This window comes from Streptomyces sp. NPDC038200 (genome assembly GCF_055600785.1).
The window spans coordinates 430,073-445,989 of record NZ_JBVJYH010000001.1 but is presented as its reverse complement, the minus strand read 5'-3'; the positions used below and the strand labels follow the sequence as shown (position 1 = coordinate 445,989).

Genomic DNA, 15,917 nt, shown 5'->3' with positions numbered 1-15,917 from the left:
GTAAGGTCGACGCTGCGTAGGCAATCGGTACGGGAAGACAATAGGACCATGGCACGCGGCAAGCTTCGGATCTACCTCGGCGCGGCACCGGGCGTGGGCAAGACGTACGCGATGCTCGCCGAGGCGCACCGCCGGATCGAGCGGGGCACCGACTGCGTGGTGGCCTTCGTGGAGCATCACGGCCGGTCGCGCACCGAGGTGATGCTGCACGGCCTGGAGCAGGTGCCGCGCAGGGAGCTGGAGTACCGGGGCGCCACCTTCGGCGAGATGGACGTGGACGCCGTGCTGCGCCGGGCGCCCGCCGTCGCCCTGGTGGACGAACTGGCCCACACCAACGTCCCCGGCAGCCGCAACGCCAAGCGCTGGCAGGACGTGGAGGAACTGCTGGCGGCCGGTGTCGACGTCGTCTCCACGGTCAACATCCAGCATCTGGAGTCGCTCGGCGACGTGGTCGAGTCGATCACCGGGGTGCGCCAGCGCGAGACGGTCCCGGACGAGGTGGTGCGGCGGGCGGACCAGATAGAGCTGGTCGACATGTCCCCGCAGGCCCTGCGCCGCCGCATGGCCCACGGCAACATCTACCAGCCGGACAAGGTCGACGCGGCCCTGTCCAACTACTTCCGGCCCGGCAACCTGACCGCCCTGCGCGAGCTGGCGCTGCTGTGGGTGGCCGACCGGGTCGACGAGTACCTGAACGAGTACCGCAGCGAGCACCGGGTCTCGAAGATCTGGGGCTCCCGTGAGCGGATCGTGGTGGGCCTGACGGGCGGTCCGGAGGGACGTACCCTGATCCGCCGCGCCGCGCGCCTGGCGGAGAAGGGCGCCGGCGGTGAGGTCCTGGCCGTCTACATCGCCCGCAGCGACGGGCTGACCGCGGCCTCCCCGAAGGAGCTGGCCGTCCAGCGCACCCTGGTGGAGGACCTCGGCGGCACCTTCCACCACGTGGTCGGCGACGACATACCCGCCGCCCTGCTGGACTTCGCCCGGGGCGTGAACGCCACCCAGATCGTGCTGGGCTCCTCACGCCGCAAGGCCTGGCAGTACGTTTTCGGGCCCGGCGTCGGCGCCACGGTCGCCCGGGACTCCGGCCCCGACCTCGACGTCCACATCGTCACCCACGAGGCGGTCGCCAGGGGCCGCGGGCTGCCCGTGGCCCGTGGTGCCCGGCTGGGGCGGGCCCGGATCCTGTGGGGCTGGGCGGTCGGTCTGGCCGGCCCCGCGATCCTCGCGGTGCTGCTGAACACCGTCGACCTCGGCCTCGCCAACGACATGCTGCTGTTCCTGGCCGTCACCGTCGCCGCGGCCCTGCTCGGCGGCCTGCTGCCCGCGCTGGCCTCGGCGGCGTTCGGCTCGCTGCTGCTGAACTACTTCTACACGCCGCCGCTGCACCGGCTGACCATCGCCGACCCCAAGAACATCGTCGCCATCGCGATCTTCTTCGGGGTCGGCATGTCGGTCGCCTCGGTGGTGGACCTCGCCGCCCGGCGCACCCATCAGGCCGCCCGGCTGCGCGCCGAGTCCGAGATCCTCTCCTTCCTCGCCGGGAACGTGCTCCGCGGCGAGACCAGCCTGGAGGAGCTGCTGGAACGGGTCCGCGAGACCTTCGCGATGGAGTCGGCCGCCCTGCTGGAGCGGGAGAGCGATGTCGCGCCGTGGACCTGCGCGGGCCGTGCCGGCTTCGGGCCGCCGCTGGAGCGCCCCGAGGACGCCGACGTCGACATGCCCGTCGGCGACCACATGGCGCTCGCGCTCACCGGACGGGTACTGCCCGCCGCGGACCGCCGGGTGCTCGCCGCGTTCGCCGCCCAGGCCGCCGTCGTGCTCGACCGCAGGCGCCTCCAGGAGGAGGCCGACCGGGCCCGCACGCTCGCCGAGGGCAACCGCATCCGCACCGCCCTGCTGGCCGCCGTCAGCCACGACCTGCGCACCCCGCTGGCCGGTATCAAGGCCGCCGTGTCGTCCCTGCGCTCCGACGACGTGGCCTGGTCCGAGGAGGACCAGGCGGAGCTGCTGAAGGGCATCGAGGAGGGCGCCGACCGGCTCGACCACCTCGTGGGCAACCTCCTGGACATGTCCCGGCTCCAGACCGGTACGGTCACGCCGCTGATCCGCGAGATCGACGTCGACGAGGTCGTACCGATGGCCCTCGGCGGCGTCCCCGAGGACAGCGTCGAGCTGGACGTGCCCGAGACCCTGCCGATGGTCGCCGTCGACCCCGGACTGCTGGAGCGGTCGGTGGCCAATCTGGTGGAGAACGCCGTCAAGTACAGCCCGCGCGGACGGCGCGTGCTGGTCTCGGCGAGCGCCATCGCGGACCGGGTGGAGGTGCGTGTGGTGGACCGCGGGCCGGGTGTGCCGGACGAGGCCAAGGACCGGATCTTCGAACCCTTCCAGCGGTACGGTGACGCTCCGCGCGGCGCGGGCGTCGGACTCGGCCTCGCGGTCGCCCGGGGCTTCGCGGAGGCCATGGGCGGCACCCTCAACGCCGAGGACACACCGGGCGGCGGGCTCACCATGGTGCTGAGCCTGCGCGCCGCAGGATCGCGTCCGGCAGCCCCTGACGCGGGCACGGACATCGCAGAACCGGAAAGGCAGGTCCTATGACGACCCGGGTGCTCGTGGTCGACGACGAGCCGCAGATCGTGCGGGCCCTCGTGATCAACCTCAAGGCACGCAAGTACGAGGTCGACGCGGCCCCCGACGGCCGGACCGCACTCGAACTCGCGGCGTCCCGCCACCCCGACGTCATCGTCCTCGACCTGGGCCTGCCCGACATGGACGGCGTCGAGGTGATCAAGGGCCTGCGGGGCTGGACCCGGGTGCCGATCCTGGTGCTCTCCGCCCGCCACTCCTCCGACGAGAAGGTCGAGGCGCTGGACGCGGGCGCCGACGACTACGTGACCAAGCCGTTCGGCATGGACGAGCTGCTGGCCCGGCTGCGGGCCGCCGTCCGCCGGGCCGAGCCGGTCGGGCCCGGCGAGGACGACCTGACGACCGTCGAGACCGAGGGCTTCACCGTCGACCTCGCCGCGAAGAAGGTCAACCGCGCCGGCCGGGACGTCCGGCTCACCCCGACCGAGTGGCACCTGCTGGAGGTGCTGGTCCGCAACACCGGCCGGCTGGTCAGCCAGAAGCAGCTGCTGCAGGAGGTGTGGGGGCCGTCGTACGGGACCGAGACCAACTACCTGCGGGTGTACATGGCCCAGCTGCGGCGGAAACTGGAGTCGGACCCCTCGCACCCGAAGCACTTCATCACCGAGCCGGGGATGGGATACCGGTTCGAGAGGTGACGTGCCCCGCCGACGAGGAGGCGCTCCCGTGAGAAGTGATCGGCCTTACAGCCCTGTCGGCGCTCCCCGGTACGCTTCACGTATGACTGCTGTTCCTCGTTCCGAAAAGCCGGCCGGCCGGTTCCGGCGCATGCTCGACCGGCTCTCCTCGTCGCAGGAGGACCTGGAGTCGGAGGAGCTGCGCGAGGACGCCGAGACGGCGGGCTGCACGAAGATCGGCGACTGTCAGGACCGGCAGATCGTCACCGTAACTGGTACCTTGCGCACGGTCACCCTGCGTCCGCGTGCCGGAGTCCCCGCCCTGGAGGCCGAGCTGTTCGACGGCTCCGCGGCGCTGGACGTGGTGTGGCTCGGCAGGCGCTCCATCGTGGGCATAGAACCGGGGCGCAAGCTGATCGCATCGGGCCGGATCTCGATGAGCCGGGGCCGCCGGGTGCTGTTCAACCCGAAATACGAACTGCGACCCCTCGGACGGGAGTAGCCGGTGACGTCCCTCGACAAGCCGACCGAAGACACCGACCAGACACCTCCTCACGACGCCCGTGCGGTGACCGAGGCGGCGCTGTTCGAGGCGTTCGGCGGGGTCCGCGGCATGGTCGAGACGGTCGTGCCGGGCCTGCTCTTCGTCACGATCTTCACGATCGACAAGGACCTGCATCTCTCCGCGATCGCGGCGCTCGCGGTGTCCCTGATCCTGGTCGTGGTCCGGCTGGCCATGAAGGACACGGTCAAGCACGCCTTCAGCGGTGTCTTCGGCGTGGCCTTCGGCGTCGTGTTCGCGATGTTCACCGGCAACGCCAAGGACTTCTACCTCCCCGGCATGCTCTACACGCTGGGCCTGGCGCTGGCGTACATCATCACGACCCTCGCCGGGGTGCCCCTGATCGGCCTCATCCTGGGCCCGGTCTTCAAGGAGAACCTCTCCTGGCGCACCCGCAACCCCGGCCGGAAGAAGGCGTACGCCAAGGCCAGTTGGGCCTGGGGCCTGATCCTGCTCGCCAAGTGCGCCGTCCTCTTCCCGCTGTACTGGTGGGCGGACACCACCCAGCTCGGCTGGGTCCTGGTCGCCCTCAAGATCCCGCCGTTCCTCCTCGCCGTCTGGCTGACCTGGGTCTTCCTCGCGAAGGCCCCGGCACCCATCGACGTCTTCGCGGAGATGGAGGCGGAGGAGAAGGCCGAGGAGGAGCGCAAGGCCGCCGCCGCCCTTGCCACGGAGAGCGGCGAGACGACGAGCGGCCGGCACCGCCGCGAGGCGTAGAGCACCGCCGGCCGCGGTACGACGCCGTCGGGCACGGCCGCGGTCGGTGCTCGGCGGTACGACGAAAAGGGCGCCCTCGGCAGCGAGGGCGCCCTTCACCGTCGTACCGCCGTGAGAAGTGTCAGGCCTCCTCGCGGCGGACCGACAGCAGCTCCTCCAGCTGTTCCTCCCGGGCCTGCGCGGCCACGAACAGCAGCTCGTCGCCCGGCTCCAGGGAGTCCTCCTTGGACGGGGTCAGCACGCGGTTGCCCCGGATGATCGTGACCAGGGAGGTGTCCTGCGGCCACTCCACGTCGCCGACCGTCGTGCCGGCCAGCGCCGACTCCTCGGGCAGGGTCAGCTCGACGAGGTTGGCGTCGCCGTGGCTGAAGCGCAGCAGCCGGACCAGGTCGCCGACGCTCACCGCCTCCTCGACCAGGGCGGACATCAGACGCGGGGTGGAGACGGCGACGTCGACGCCCCAGGCCTCGGTGAACAGCCACTCGTTCTTCGGGTTGTTCACCCGGGCCACGACGCGCGGAACGCCGTACTCCGTCTTGGCGAGCAGCGAGACGACCAGGTTCACCTTGTCGTCGCCGGTCGCGGCGATCACGACGTTGCAGCGCTGCAGCGCCGCCTCGTCCAAAGAGGTGATCTCGCAGGCGTCGGCGAGCAGCCACTCCGCCTGCGGGACGCGCTCGACCGAGATGGCGGTCGGCGCCTTGTCGATCAGCAGGACCTCATGGCCGTTCTCCAGCAGCTCGCCCGCGATCGAGCGGCCGACTGCACCGGCCCCGGCAATGGCGACCCTCATCAGTGACCGCCCTCCTCTTCCGGGCCACCGGCGAACGCCGCCTCGACCTTCTCCACGTCGTCCGTCCGCATCATCACGTGCACGAGGTCGCCCTCCTGCAGCACCGTCTGCGAGGTCGGCAGGATCGCCTCGCCCAGACGGGTCAGGAACGCCACCCGGACGCCCGTCTCCTCCTGCAGCTTGCTGATCTTGTGGCCGACCCACTTCGGCGAGGCGTGCACCTCGGCGAGCTGCACCCCGCCGGTGGGATCGCGCCACAGGGGCTCGGCACCGGAGGGCAGCAGGCGGCGCAGCATCTGGTCCGCGGTCCAGCGGACGGTCGCCACGGTGGGAATGCCGAGACGCTGGTACACCTCGGCCCGGCGGGGGTCGTAGATGCGGGCGGCGACGTTCTCCACGCCGAACATCTCGCGGGCCACGCGCGCGGAGATGATGTTCGAGTTGTCACCGCTGGAGACGGCGGCGAAGGCGCCGGCCTCCTCGATGCCCGCCTCGCGCAGGGTGTCCTGGTCGAAGCCGACGCCGGTGACCCGGCGGCCCCCGAAGCCCGGGCCCAGCCGGCGGAAGGCGGTGGGGTCCTGGTCGATCACGGCGACCGTGTGACCCTGTTGCTCCAGGGTCTGGGCAAGAGCGGAACCCACTCTCCCGCAGCCCATGATGACGATGTGCACGACCGTCCTTCCGGTGTCCAAAAGTTACTGCTCAGCATCAGGGTCTCAGACCGACGCCCAAAGCTACACACGGGCGCCGCGCGGTGGGCACCCCTGTGCCGCAGGCGGCGGAAGGCTCCTGCGAGTGATGCTGCGCACGCTGCACAAGGTCAGGATTCCGAGGCCGGTCAGGGCGACGAGCGCCCCGATCAACACCGCGGTCGCGGGCATGGAACCTCCGAAGTGCGATGACAGGCGGGGTTTGCCATCTAGGCATGGTGGGCACTCCAACCACGGATTCCGCAGTTCCGTGCGCCCCCGATTTCACTCGTGAGGCAGATCCAGCACGCCGGGTGGGCGGGTGCCAGTTCGAAGGCTTACGATCCTCTCTCGTGTCCAAACTGACCGACGTGCCCAAACGGATCCTGATCGGGCGCGCACTGCGCAGTGACCGGCTGGGCGAAACGCTCCTGCCGAAGCGCATCGCACTGCCCGTCTTCGCCTCCGACCCGCTGTCCTCCGTCGCCTACGCGCCGGGGGAGGTCCTGCTGGTCCTGTCCATCGCGGGCGTGTCGGCGTACCACTTCAGCCCCTGGATCGCCGTCGCGGTCGTCGTGCTGATGTTCACGGTGGTCGCCTCCTACCGGCAGAACGTGCACGCCTACCCGAGCGGCGGCGGCGACTACGAGGTCGCGACCACCAACCTGGGTCCCAAGGCCGGCCTGACCGTCGCCAGCGCCCTGCTCGTGGACTACGTCCTCACCGTCGCCGTCTCCATCGCCTCCGGCATCGAGAACCTCGGCTCCGCGGTCCCCTTCGTCGTCGAGCACAAGGTGTTCTGCGCGACCGCCGTGATCATCCTGCTGACGCTGATGAACCTGCGCGGCGTGAAGGAGTCCGGCAAGCTCTTCGCCATCCCGACGTACGTGTTCGTCGGCGGCGTCTTCATCATGATCGCGTGGGGCGCCTTCCGGGGCCTGGTCCTCGGCGACACCATGCACGCCCCCACCGCCGACTACCACATCAAGGCCGAGCACCAGGGCCTCGCGGGCTTCGCGCTCGTCTTCCTGCTGCTGCGCGCCTTCTCCTCCGGCTGTGCGGCCCTCACCGGCGTCGAGGCGATCTCCAACGGCGTCCCCGCCTTTCGTAAACCCAAGTCCAAGAACGCTGCGACCACGCTCGCGATGATGGGCCTGCTCGCCGTCACCATGTTCTGCGGCATCATCGCCCTCGCGATGGTGACGAAGGTCCGCATGGCCGAGCACCCGGCCACCGACCTGCTGCACAACGGCACCCCGCTCGGCTCCGGCTACGTCCAGAACCCGGTGATCTCGCAGGTCGCCGAGGCGGTGTTCGGCAAGGGCAGCTTCCTGTTCATCCTCCTCGCCGCCGCCACCGCCCTGGTCCTGTTCCTCGCGGCGAACACGGCGTACAACGGCTTCCCGCTCCTCGGCTCGATCCTCGCCCAGGACCGCTACCTGCCGCGCCAGCTGCACACCCGGGGCGACCGGCTCGCCTTCTCCAACGGCATCGTGCTGCTCGCCGGCGCGGCGACCCTGCTGGTGTTCATCTACGGCGCGGACTCCACCCGCCTGATCCAGCTGTACATCGTCGGCGTGTTCGTGTCCTTCACGCTCAGCCAGACCGGCATGGTCCGGCACTGGAACCGCCACCTCGCGGTCGAGAAGGACCCCGCCAAGCGGCGCCACATGGTCCGCTCCCGCGCGATCAACGCGTTCGGCGCCTTCTTCACCGGCCTGGTGCTCGTCGTCGTCCTGGTCACCAAGTTCACGCACGGCGCCTGGGTCGCCCTGCTCGGCATGTGCATCTTCTACGCGACGATGACCGCGATCCGGAAGCACTACGACCGGGTCGCCGAGGAGATCGCCGCGCCCGAGGGCCCGAGCGACGACCTGGTCCGCCCGTCCCGCGTCCACTCGGTCGTCCTGATCTCCAAGATCCACCGCCCCACGCTCCGTGCCCTGGCCTACGCCAAGCTGATGCGCTCCGACACCCTGGAGGCGCTGACCGTCAACGTCGACCCGGTCGAGACGAAGGCGCTGCGCGACGAGTGGGAGCGGCGCGGCATCGACGTCCCGCTCAAGGTCCTCGACTCGCCGTACCGCGAGGTCACCCGCCCGGTGATCGAGTACGTCAAGAGCCTGCGCAAGGAATCCCCGCGCGACGCGGTCTCCGTGATCATCCCCGAGTACGTGGTCGGCCACTGGTACGAGCACCTGCTGCACAACCAGAGCGCGCTGCGCCTCAAGGGCCGCCTGCTGTTCACCCCGGGCGTCATGGTGACCTCGGTGCCGTACCAGCTCCAGTCCTCCGAAGCGGCCAAGCTGCGGGCCCGCAAGCGGCAGGAGTGGAACGCCCCCGGCGCGGTCCGGCGCGGCCCGGCGGCGGAACGCCCGAAGGAGCCGTCGGCCAAGGACTGAGACGAGCGCCGACCGCGCCCGGCCGAGAGCTGAGACGAGCGCCGGCCGCGCCCGGCCGAGAGCTGGGTCGGGCGTTGCTCGTGCCCGGCCCAGGACTGGCGCGCCGGCCTGGGTGCGGCGTGCGTCCGCCGGGGCGGGGGCCGTGCGCCGGCCTCGGAGCGGGGCGGGCGAGGGACGTCCGCCCATCGCTGCGCGCCGGAGGCCGTCGCGCCCGGGGCGCTGGGGCCGGGCCGGCTGTCGCCGGGGTTCAGGGCGCCGCCGCGGATCGCGGGCCGTTCGTCGGCCGAGGACCGAGGCACGGTGGGAAGGCCGTAGACTGGTGGGCTGTTGTCCGGCCCGACCGGTACGCGGCCGTTCCCGCAGCGGCGCGCCCCTCCGCCCGAGCCTTCCCCCGCACGCCCGAGCCCCCCTCTTCGATCTGGAGTCACCCCACCATGCAGGCAGAACCGACGAAGTCTCTGGTGGGCGAGGAGTACGAGGTCGAGATCGGCCCCGTCGCCCACGGCGGCCACTGCATCGCCCGCACCTCCGAGGGCCAGGTGCTGTTCGTCCGGCACACGCTGCCCGGCGAGCGGGTCGTGGCCCGGGTGACGGAGGGCGAGGAGGGCGCCCGCTTCCTGCGCGCCGACGCGGTGGAGATCCTGGAGGCGTCCAAGGACCGCATCGAGGCCCCCTGCCCCTTCGCCGGCCCCGGCCGCTGCGGCGGCTGCGACTGGCAGCACGCCAAGCCGGGCGCCCAGCGCCGGCTCAAGGGCGAGGTGATCGCCGAGCAGCTCAAGCGGCTCGCCGGCCTCACCCCGGAGGAGGCGGGCTGGGACGGCACCGTGGTCCCGGCCGAGGGCGACAAGCTGCCGGCCGGCCAGGTGCCCCAGTGGCGGACGCGGGTGCAGTACGCGGTCGACGCGGACGGCAACGCCGGCCTGCGCCGCCACCGCTCGCACGAGGTCGAGCCGATCGACCACTGCATGATCGCCGCGCAGGGCGTCAGCGAACTCGGCATCGAGGACCGGGACTGGTCCGGCATGGCCTCCGTCGAGGCGATCGCCGCGACGGGGTCCCAGGACCGCATGGTGATCCTGGAGCCGCGCCCCGGCGCCCGGCTGCCGCTGGTCGAGCTCGACAAGCCCGTCTCCGTCATGCGCGTCGACGAGCGGGACGGCGGCATCCACCGCGTCCACGGCCGCGCGTTCGTCCGTGAGCGGGCCGACGACCACACCTACCGGGTCGGCAGTGGCGGCTTCTGGCAGGTCCACCCGAAGGCGGCCGACACCCTCGTCAAGGCCGTCATGCAGGGCCTGCTGCCCCGCAAGGGCGAGATGGCCCTCGACCTCTACTGCGGCGTCGGCCTCTTCGCCGGTGCGCTCGCCGACCGCCTCGGCGAGAAGGGCGCGGTCCTCGGCATCGAGTCCGGCAAGCGGGCGGTGGAGGACGCGCGGCACAACCTGGCCGACTTCCCCCGGGTCCGCATCGAGCAGGGCAAGGTCGAGTCGGTCCTGCCGCGCACCGGCATCACGGAGGTCGACCTGATCGTCCTCGACCCGCCCCGCGCAGGCGCCGGCCGCGCCACGGTCGCCCACCTCGCCTCCCTGGGCGCCCGCCGCATCGCCTACGTCGCCTGCGACCCCGCCGCCCTGGCCCGGGACCTGGGGTACTTCCGCGAGGGCGGCTACCGGGTGCGGACGCTTCGGGCGTTCGATCTGTTCCCGATGACGCATCACGTGGAGTGCGTGGCGATTCTGGAGCCTGCTGCAAAGGGGCTCTGACCTGCAGATTTCCCGGGTTGCTCAGGCGCGCTCGACGTGTTCCCCGCAATACACGACGTGGAACGCGCTCTGGTGCCGGGGAGTGGGTTTGACCTGCGGCTTCGTGGGACGTCTCGCGAGGTGATGGACGCGTTCTCCTCGGTCCCTGGGGACGTAAGGGAAACCGTCCCGACGCTCATTTGACGCTGCTTCCGACGGAGCATCAGGCGGGTGCCGGGGGCAAGGGCTCACGCTGTCCTCGGCGTCCCTATGCCCTGCTGTCGCTGAGTGGAGGGCGGCCTGGCCGGTGGGGGAAGCGGACGGTGAGCAGGGCCCGGTCGTCGGGGAACGCCGCTTCGGGCTGGTGGTGCAGGAACCTGTCGCACAGTTCGGTGATGCTCAGGCCGCTGGTGGTACGGGCGAACTCGGTCAGCCGTTCCATTCCTATGGCGAGGTCCTCGCGACGGCGCTCGATCAGGCCGTCGGTGTACAGCAGCAGTGTGTCGGTCTCGGTCACGGTGGTGTCGGCCTTTCGGTAGCAGACGTTCCGGACAGGGCCGAGAGGTGGTGAGGTGGCGCCGTTGAGGTAGGAGCTGGTGCCGTCGGAGCGGATGAGCAGCGGCGGCGGATGGCCGGCGCTGGCGTAGGTCAGGGTGCGTGTCCGGCGCTCGAAGACCAAGTAGCAGGCGGTGGCCATGCGGCTCGGATGGTAGCGACCAAGGAAGCTGTTGAGTTCGTCCAGGACAGCGGCGGGGTCGGTGCCGCAGCGCGGCACGATGTTGCGCAGGGCGGCGGTGATCTGTGCCATGACGGTCGCTTCGTGCAGTCCGTGACCGGCGACGTCGCCGATGCTCAGGCCGATGTGATCGGCGTCCACGTCGTAGACGTCGTACCAGTCGCCGCCGACCGAGAGCAGGTCACTTCCCGGGGCGTAGCAGGTGGCCGTCTCCAGACCGGGCAGGTGTGGCAGCTGGGGCAGCAGACTGAGCTGCAGGCGTTCGGCGACCCGGTGCTCGTGCTCGTGCAGACCGGCCCGGCGCAGAGCCTGGGCGATCTGCTGGGCCACCGCTGTCACATGCTCGGGAGCGGTGGAGGTGTTTGAGCCGTAGACGATCAGCATGCCCAGGTCGACGCCGTCCGCCTCCAGGGACAGGGCCAGGGGAACCGCGTCCGCGGCTTCACGAGTGAGCTGGCCGTCCGAGGAAGAGGGCCGGTCCAGGTCGGTCCAGCCGCCCGCGCCGACCGCAAGGCCGTTGTCCTCCGGCTGTAGGGGCGGTACCAACCGTGACGAGTGCAGATAGAGCTCCGCCGCGGTGGCCCCCAGGGCGGCCGGCGCCACCTCGCTGACAGCGCGGGAGACCTCCGCGAGTGTGATCGCTCCGGCCAGGGCGGCGGTCAGGTCGTACAGGTGCTGCAACCGGGCACGGGCGGCCTGTTCGGCGGCCAGCAGCCGCGCCCGGTCCACTTCGGTGGCCCGGCGGAAGGCCACCTCCCGGTTCAGTGCCTCCACCTGCTGGCTGAGCACGACGAACCGGTCCGACGCCCCGGCCTCGACGAGATGCAGTTGCAGGGCCGGCTGCGGGCCGTCCCACCACGTGGCCCGCGCCCCGTGACAGCGGAAGCGCCGCGTGCGGCCGTCGGCGTCCTTGAGGACCAGCGCGCCGGGCACGGGACTGCCGCTGCGTAGCCACACAGCCAGCTGCCGACGCAGCTGCGGGGTGTCGTCCGGCCGCAGATCGAACACGCTGACGCCCGGGCGCAGCCGTTCGTCACAGCGGCTGGCTGCCGGATTGGCCGCCAGCACACGGCCGTCGGCCCCGCACAACAGCACCGGATGGGGCAGCGGTCTGGTGATGGCCCGGAAGAGGCCAAGGGTCATGGGGCCACAGCCCGGTCACCGAAGTACTCACGGCCACTCACCGTCTCGACATCCACGTCCGGCACCAGGTGCACCACCACCCGGCAGCCCGCGTCGCCGCGCGCGATGGTCTCCTCCAGTTCCACCCGCGCGTAGCCCAGATTGCGGGCGGCGACAGTGCCGAAGACGTTGGACGTCATCATGCACATCGACTCCCGGCCCACCACCTTCTCCGCGAACGGGCACACCCGGTTGCCCAGCACGATCTTCGTCTCGTCGTGCTCGATGACGTGGAAGTCACCCTTGATACGGCGCTTGAGGTCCACCAGCGCCTCGGCGACCTGCTCACCCGTGAGCCGGTCGGTTCCCAGTGCCTTGAGGTACATCTCGTCGATCTGCGTGCCGACGGCCTGCCCCACCAGGCTGACGTAGCCGGACGCCTCCTCCAGACCGATCACCGACTCCAGCGACGTCGCCAACTCACGCACCAGAGTGCGCAGGAACACATCACGGTCCAGCGGAATCTCCACATCCGAAATCCGTTCCATGCCGGCTCCCTCGTCCTCGGGCCCCGGTGGCAGCGCGACCGGCGTGGCCTCATGTCGTGTGCGGGAATGATTCTGCCAGCGCACTCCAGCCCGCCACCACCAGTCCCGTCGACAGGGGCGATCAACCCTTCACAGGATCAGCCCGTCACCCGACGGACACAGATGGTTCACCAGGCAGGCAGGGGTAACCCGACAGACGACTACGACCGGCTGTACGCAGCGCCAGCCGGCGGCAGAGCAGGGCCGTCACCAAGGCTGGAGGAACCTCGTGAACGGCGAACCGACCATCCCATCCTGCGAGTCGCGTTTCCCCGCTGTTACGGCGAGCATCGCGGCCGCCCGGCACTGGGTCCGCGACTGCGTGGAAGGTTTCGGCGGTCCGCTGCACCGGCACCGGATGATCCAGACCGCCGAACTGCTCGTCTCGGAACTGATCACCAATGCCATCCGCCACGGCGTCGGCCCACCCCTGATCCGGCTCACCTGGAACGGCCGGCTGCTGCGCATCGCGGTCAGCGATGACAGCGACCGCTGGCCGCGCATGCGTGCCACCAAGAACACCGAGCCCGGCGGCTTCGGCATGCAGATCCTCGAACGGCTCGCGCACCGCTGGGGCGTCACCCCGCGCCATCCCGGCAAAACGGTCTGGGCGGAACTCAGCCTCGCTCCCTGAGCTCGCCCTCCCGTCAAGCCCGAGTTGGCATGGGCGCCACTACAGGAGGACACGTACTCGGTCGCATGAGCTCCACCCGCTCACGTCATCGGGACCCGCGCAGGTCAGGCCCGGCCCGATTCTCTCGCGTGACCGGACTGGGCGTCCGCCGTGCCTGACCGGGTATCGTGCAAGGCGATCGATACGAGCCGCCGTGCGGCCGAGCCCGGGGAACTGGGGGCAAAAGCGTGGATGTCGCACCTGGCGTGGGCGGGCCCTCCGCCGCGCCGCCACGTGAGGCGGTACTGCAGATCAATCCGTTGCCCGACAGTTCGGGGCTGGGGGCGATCGGGGAGATCAGCATGAACACACGGACGGTCTGGCAGCAGGCGCTGCAGCAACTGGTCGAGCGTGGCACGGACGTGCATCACGTGGATCTGTCCCGGGTCTGCTTCGTGGATGTGGCCGGCGTGACGGACCTTGCGGTCACCGCCCAGCGCCTCCCCGAGGGACAGCGGATCGTACTTCACCGACCTCCGGCGCAGCTGCCGCGCATCCTCGAACTCTTCTGGCCCGGGCTTACCGTGATCGAGGTGGCTGCGTGATGACCACAGTGCCCTCGCACGAGCCGTTCGTGCACCCGGCGCTCTTCTACGAGGGGACCGACCAGTACGTCGCGGGAACGGTTCCCTTCCTGCGGGAAGGGCTGGACGCCGGTGAGCCCGCAGCCGTCGCAGCTCCGCCGGATCGTTTGAAGCTGATCCGCGAGGGGCTCGGTGAGCGAGCGGCACAGGTCCGTTTCATCGACATGACCCAGGCCGGCCGCAACCCGGGCCGCATCATCGCCAACGTGCTGCGCAAGTTCGCCGACGCCCAACCCGGCGCCCGCCGGGTCCGTATCATCGGCGAGCCGATCTGGCAGGGCCGTTCCGCCGACGAGTACCCGGCGTGCGTCCAGCACGAAGCGCTGATCAATGCCGCTTTCACCGGGCGCGCGGTGACCATCCTCTGTCCCTACGACGCTGGGCAACTAAGGCAGCAGGCGCTCTGTGACGCCCTGGCGACCCACCCGGTCGTCATCGACGCCGACGGTGAGAGGCAATCCACCGCCTACAGCCCCGAAGAGATCATTGCTCGCTACAACGAGCCCCTGCTCGCTCCACTCGATGCTGCGGCCTGTACCTTCGCCGCATCGACACTGCCCGAGACTCGCGACTTCGCCGTGTCCCGGGCGCGGGCCCTGGGCGTGTCCGGTGTGAGCCTGGGCGACCTGGAACTCGTGGTGGCGGAGCTGACCACCAACAGCGTCGTCCACGGCGCCGGCTCGGGGACACTGCGGATCTGGGCCGAGAGCGACCGCATCGTCTGCGAGGTCCACGACGGCGGACAGTTGACCGATCCGCTGGCCGGCCGTCGCCCGCCGAATCCCACGCAGCCCGGCGGCCGCGGACTCCTGCTGGTCCACCAACTCGCCGACCTCGTCCGTGTCCATACCGGCCCCGACGGCACCACCATTCGCTGCTACCTGCCCGGCTGACCACGACCACGTAGCGAGGCTGCTCAACACAGCACAGGTATAGGTGCGGGAAGACGGGGTAGGCGCTGCGCCGTCGGCCGGTTTTGCAGGCGGTAGCGGTCGGCTCGAACTTTGGGAGGGGCACAGCATGGCGCTCATGAGCATTCCGGCGGCACTGGACGCACGAACGAGCGAGCTGCCGGAGGTCGCCGACCCCTCCCGGGTTGCGCCCCAAGACGCTCGCCAGCTCTCCAAGCTGTTCTTCGAACAGCTCACGGTCCTGGAAGAGGGCACGCCCGAGTACAGCTACGCCCGCAGCACACTGATCGAGATGAACATGTCCCTGGTCCGGTACGCGGCCGGCCGTTTCCGCAGCCGTGGCGCGGAGGAGATGGAGGACATCGTCCAGGTCGGCATGATCGGCCTGATCAAGGCCATCGACCGGTTCGAGCTGACGCGCGAAGTGGAGTTCACCTCCTTCGCGATCCCCTACATCGTGGGCGAGATCAAGCGGTTCTTCCGCGACACCACCTGGGCCGTACATGTGCCGCGCCGGCTGCAGGAAGCCCGCGTCCAGCTCGCCCGCGCCACCGAGGAACTGCGCAGCCGGCTCGGCCGCACCCCCACGGTCAAGGAACTGTCGGAGCTGATGAGCCTGCCCGAGGACGAGGTACGGGAAGCCCGACTTGCCGCCAACGGCTACAACTCCTCCTCCCTGGACGCCGCGATCGGCGGCAGCGAGGACGGCGAGAGCGCTCTGCAGGACTTCATCGGCGCCGAAGACCAGGCGCTGGAACTGGTGGAGGACTTCCACACCCTCGCCCCGCTCCTCGCCGAACTCGACGAGCGAGACCGGCAGATCATCCACATGCGGTTCGTGGAGGAACTCACCCAGGCCCAGATCGGCGAACACCTGGGCGTGTCCCAGATGCACGTCTCCCGACTCCTGTCACGGACCCTGGGCCGCCTGCGTGAAGGCATGCTCACCCAGCGCTGAGGCCACCGGCGAAAGCGACGCCAGGTCCGCAAAGTCGGCCGATGGACGTCGGCCAGAACCGGGCGACCGCGCTGCCGTCGAGGTGGGCGGTTGCCGAAGCCGGCCGATAAAGACGCCGGACGAAAGTAGATGATTCTGGGCGCAATAGAACTATCCGGCTATGTCTGAGAGA

General features: G+C 70.4%; 14 protein-coding genes. 10 read left to right on the top strand and 4 right to left on the bottom strand.

What is annotated here, in order from left to right; genetic code table 11:
- Positions 1–48: 48 nt before the first annotated feature.
- The 4 genes from ACZ7KF_RS01855 (at position 49) to ACZ7KF_RS01840 (ending at position 4,548) form a co-directional block, all read left to right on the top strand.
- Positions 49–2,604 (top strand): ATP-binding protein, encoded by a 2,556-nt coding sequence (locus ACZ7KF_RS01855; protein ID WP_471068346.1) that lies wholly within the window; start codon positions 49–51, stop codon positions 2,602–2,604.
- Positions 2,601–3,290 carry a response regulator gene (locus ACZ7KF_RS01850; protein WP_471068343.1) on the top strand — a complete coding sequence of 230 codons (690 nt, stop codon included), beginning with the start codon at positions 2,601–2,603 and terminating at the stop codon, positions 3,288–3,290. The genes ACZ7KF_RS01855 and ACZ7KF_RS01850 overlap by 4 nt, the downstream gene beginning before the upstream one ends.
- An 82-nt stretch (positions 3,291–3,372) precedes the next feature.
- Positions 3,373–3,771 carry an OB-fold nucleic acid binding domain-containing protein gene (locus ACZ7KF_RS01845; protein WP_208034873.1) on the top strand — a complete coding sequence of 133 codons (399 nt, stop codon included), beginning with the start codon at positions 3,373–3,375 and terminating at the stop codon, positions 3,769–3,771.
- Between the two features lie 3 nt (positions 3,772–3,774).
- Entirely contained in the window at positions 3,775–4,548 is a 774-nt protein-coding gene (locus ACZ7KF_RS01840; RefSeq protein ID WP_471068340.1) for a DUF3159 domain-containing protein, read from the top strand.
- Positions 4,549–4,669: 121 nt separating this feature from the next.
- Here ACZ7KF_RS01840 and ACZ7KF_RS01835 read toward each other — a convergent pair whose 3' ends face one another.
- Together ACZ7KF_RS01835 and ACZ7KF_RS01830 are read right to left on the bottom strand one after the other, a co-directional pair.
- Positions 4,670–5,341: a potassium channel family protein gene (locus tag ACZ7KF_RS01835; protein ID WP_471068337.1), complete on the bottom strand. Its 672-nt coding sequence runs from the start codon at positions 5,339–5,341 to the stop codon at positions 4,670–4,672.
- Positions 5,341–6,012, bottom strand: coding sequence for a potassium channel family protein (locus tag ACZ7KF_RS01830; protein ID WP_225827021.1), 672 nt, complete (start codon positions 6,010–6,012; stop codon positions 5,341–5,343). Before ACZ7KF_RS01830 ends, ACZ7KF_RS01835 begins: the two co-directional genes overlap by 1 nt.
- 371 nt (positions 6,013–6,383) lie before the next feature.
- Between ACZ7KF_RS01830 and ACZ7KF_RS01825 the strand changes: the two genes are divergently transcribed.
- Together ACZ7KF_RS01825 and ACZ7KF_RS01820 are read left to right on the top strand one after the other, a co-directional pair.
- Positions 6,384–8,432, top strand: coding sequence for an APC family permease (locus ACZ7KF_RS01825; RefSeq protein ID WP_471068334.1), 2,049 nt, complete (start codon positions 6,384–6,386; stop codon positions 8,430–8,432).
- A gap of 434 nt (positions 8,433–8,866) precedes the next feature.
- Entirely contained in the window at positions 8,867–10,195 is a 1,329-nt protein-coding gene (locus ACZ7KF_RS01820) for a class I SAM-dependent RNA methyltransferase (RefSeq protein WP_471068332.1), read from the top strand.
- Positions 10,196–10,442: 247 nt separating this feature from the next.
- Here the strand turns inward: ACZ7KF_RS01820 and ACZ7KF_RS01815 are convergent, their stop codons facing one another.
- Both ACZ7KF_RS01815 and ACZ7KF_RS01810 read right to left on the bottom strand, forming a co-directional pair.
- A complete protein-coding gene (locus ACZ7KF_RS01815; protein WP_471068330.1) occupies positions 10,443–12,053 on the bottom strand; it encodes a SpoIIE family protein phosphatase in 1,611 nt (536 codons plus the stop codon).
- Positions 12,050–12,580, bottom strand: coding sequence for a methanogen output domain 1-containing protein (locus ACZ7KF_RS01810; RefSeq protein WP_471068328.1), 531 nt, complete (start codon positions 12,578–12,580; stop codon positions 12,050–12,052). Before ACZ7KF_RS01810 ends, ACZ7KF_RS01815 begins: the two co-directional genes overlap by 4 nt.
- Before the next feature lie 268 nt (positions 12,581–12,848).
- Between ACZ7KF_RS01810 and ACZ7KF_RS01805 the strand changes: the two genes are divergently transcribed.
- The 4 genes from ACZ7KF_RS01805 to ACZ7KF_RS01790 all read left to right on the top strand — a co-directional run bounded on the left by ACZ7KF_RS01805 (position 12,849) and on the right by ACZ7KF_RS01790 (position 15,745).
- Positions 12,849–13,253: an ATP-binding protein gene (locus tag ACZ7KF_RS01805; protein WP_471068325.1), complete on the top strand. Its 405-nt coding sequence runs from the start codon at positions 12,849–12,851 to the stop codon at positions 13,251–13,253.
- Positions 13,254–13,480: 227 nt separating this feature from the next.
- Entirely contained in the window at positions 13,481–13,837 is a 357-nt protein-coding gene (locus tag ACZ7KF_RS01800) for an STAS domain-containing protein (protein WP_392851041.1), read from the top strand.
- Positions 13,837–14,769 (top strand): anti-sigma factor RsbA family regulatory protein, encoded by a 933-nt coding sequence (locus tag ACZ7KF_RS01795; protein ID WP_471068323.1) that lies wholly within the window; start codon positions 13,837–13,839, stop codon positions 14,767–14,769. The genes ACZ7KF_RS01800 and ACZ7KF_RS01795 overlap by 1 nt, the downstream gene beginning before the upstream one ends.
- 127 nt (positions 14,770–14,896) lie before the next feature.
- The gene (locus ACZ7KF_RS01790; RefSeq protein ID WP_471068321.1) at positions 14,897–15,745 is read left to right on the top strand and encodes an RNA polymerase sigma factor SigF; all 849 of its coding nucleotides are present in this window, start codon (positions 14,897–14,899) and stop codon (positions 15,743–15,745) included.
- The last annotated feature ends 172 nt before the right edge of the window (positions 15,746–15,917 follow it).

Bases quoted from the DNA above. Each gene is read 5' to 3' on its own strand.
- ACZ7KF_RS01855 (WP_471068346.1), top strand. From the start codon at position 49: ATGGCACGCGGCAAGCTTCGGATCTACCTCGGCGCGGCACCGGGCGTG.
- ACZ7KF_RS01850 (WP_471068343.1), top strand. From the start codon at position 2,601: ATGACGACCCGGGTGCTCGTGGTCGACGACGAGCCGCAGATCGTGCGG.
- ACZ7KF_RS01845 (WP_208034873.1), top strand. From the start codon at position 3,373: ATGACTGCTGTTCCTCGTTCCGAAAAGCCGGCCGGCCGGTTCCGGCGC.
- ACZ7KF_RS01835 (WP_471068337.1), bottom strand. From the start codon at position 5,341: ATGAGGGTCGCCATTGCCGGGGCCGGTGCAGTCGGCCGCTCGATCGCG.
- ACZ7KF_RS01820 (WP_471068332.1), top strand. From the start codon at position 8,867: ATGCAGGCAGAACCGACGAAGTCTCTGGTGGGCGAGGAGTACGAGGTC.
- ACZ7KF_RS01815 (WP_471068330.1), bottom strand. From the start codon at position 12,053: ATGACCCTTGGCCTCTTCCGGGCCATCACCAGACCGCTGCCCCATCCG.
- ACZ7KF_RS01810 (WP_471068328.1), bottom strand. From the start codon at position 12,580: ATGGAACGGATTTCGGATGTGGAGATTCCGCTGGACCGTGATGTGTTC.
- ACZ7KF_RS01795 (WP_471068323.1), top strand. From the start codon at position 13,837: ATGACCACAGTGCCCTCGCACGAGCCGTTCGTGCACCCGGCGCTCTTC.
- ACZ7KF_RS01790 (WP_471068321.1), top strand. From the start codon at position 14,897: ATGGCGCTCATGAGCATTCCGGCGGCACTGGACGCACGAACGAGCGAG.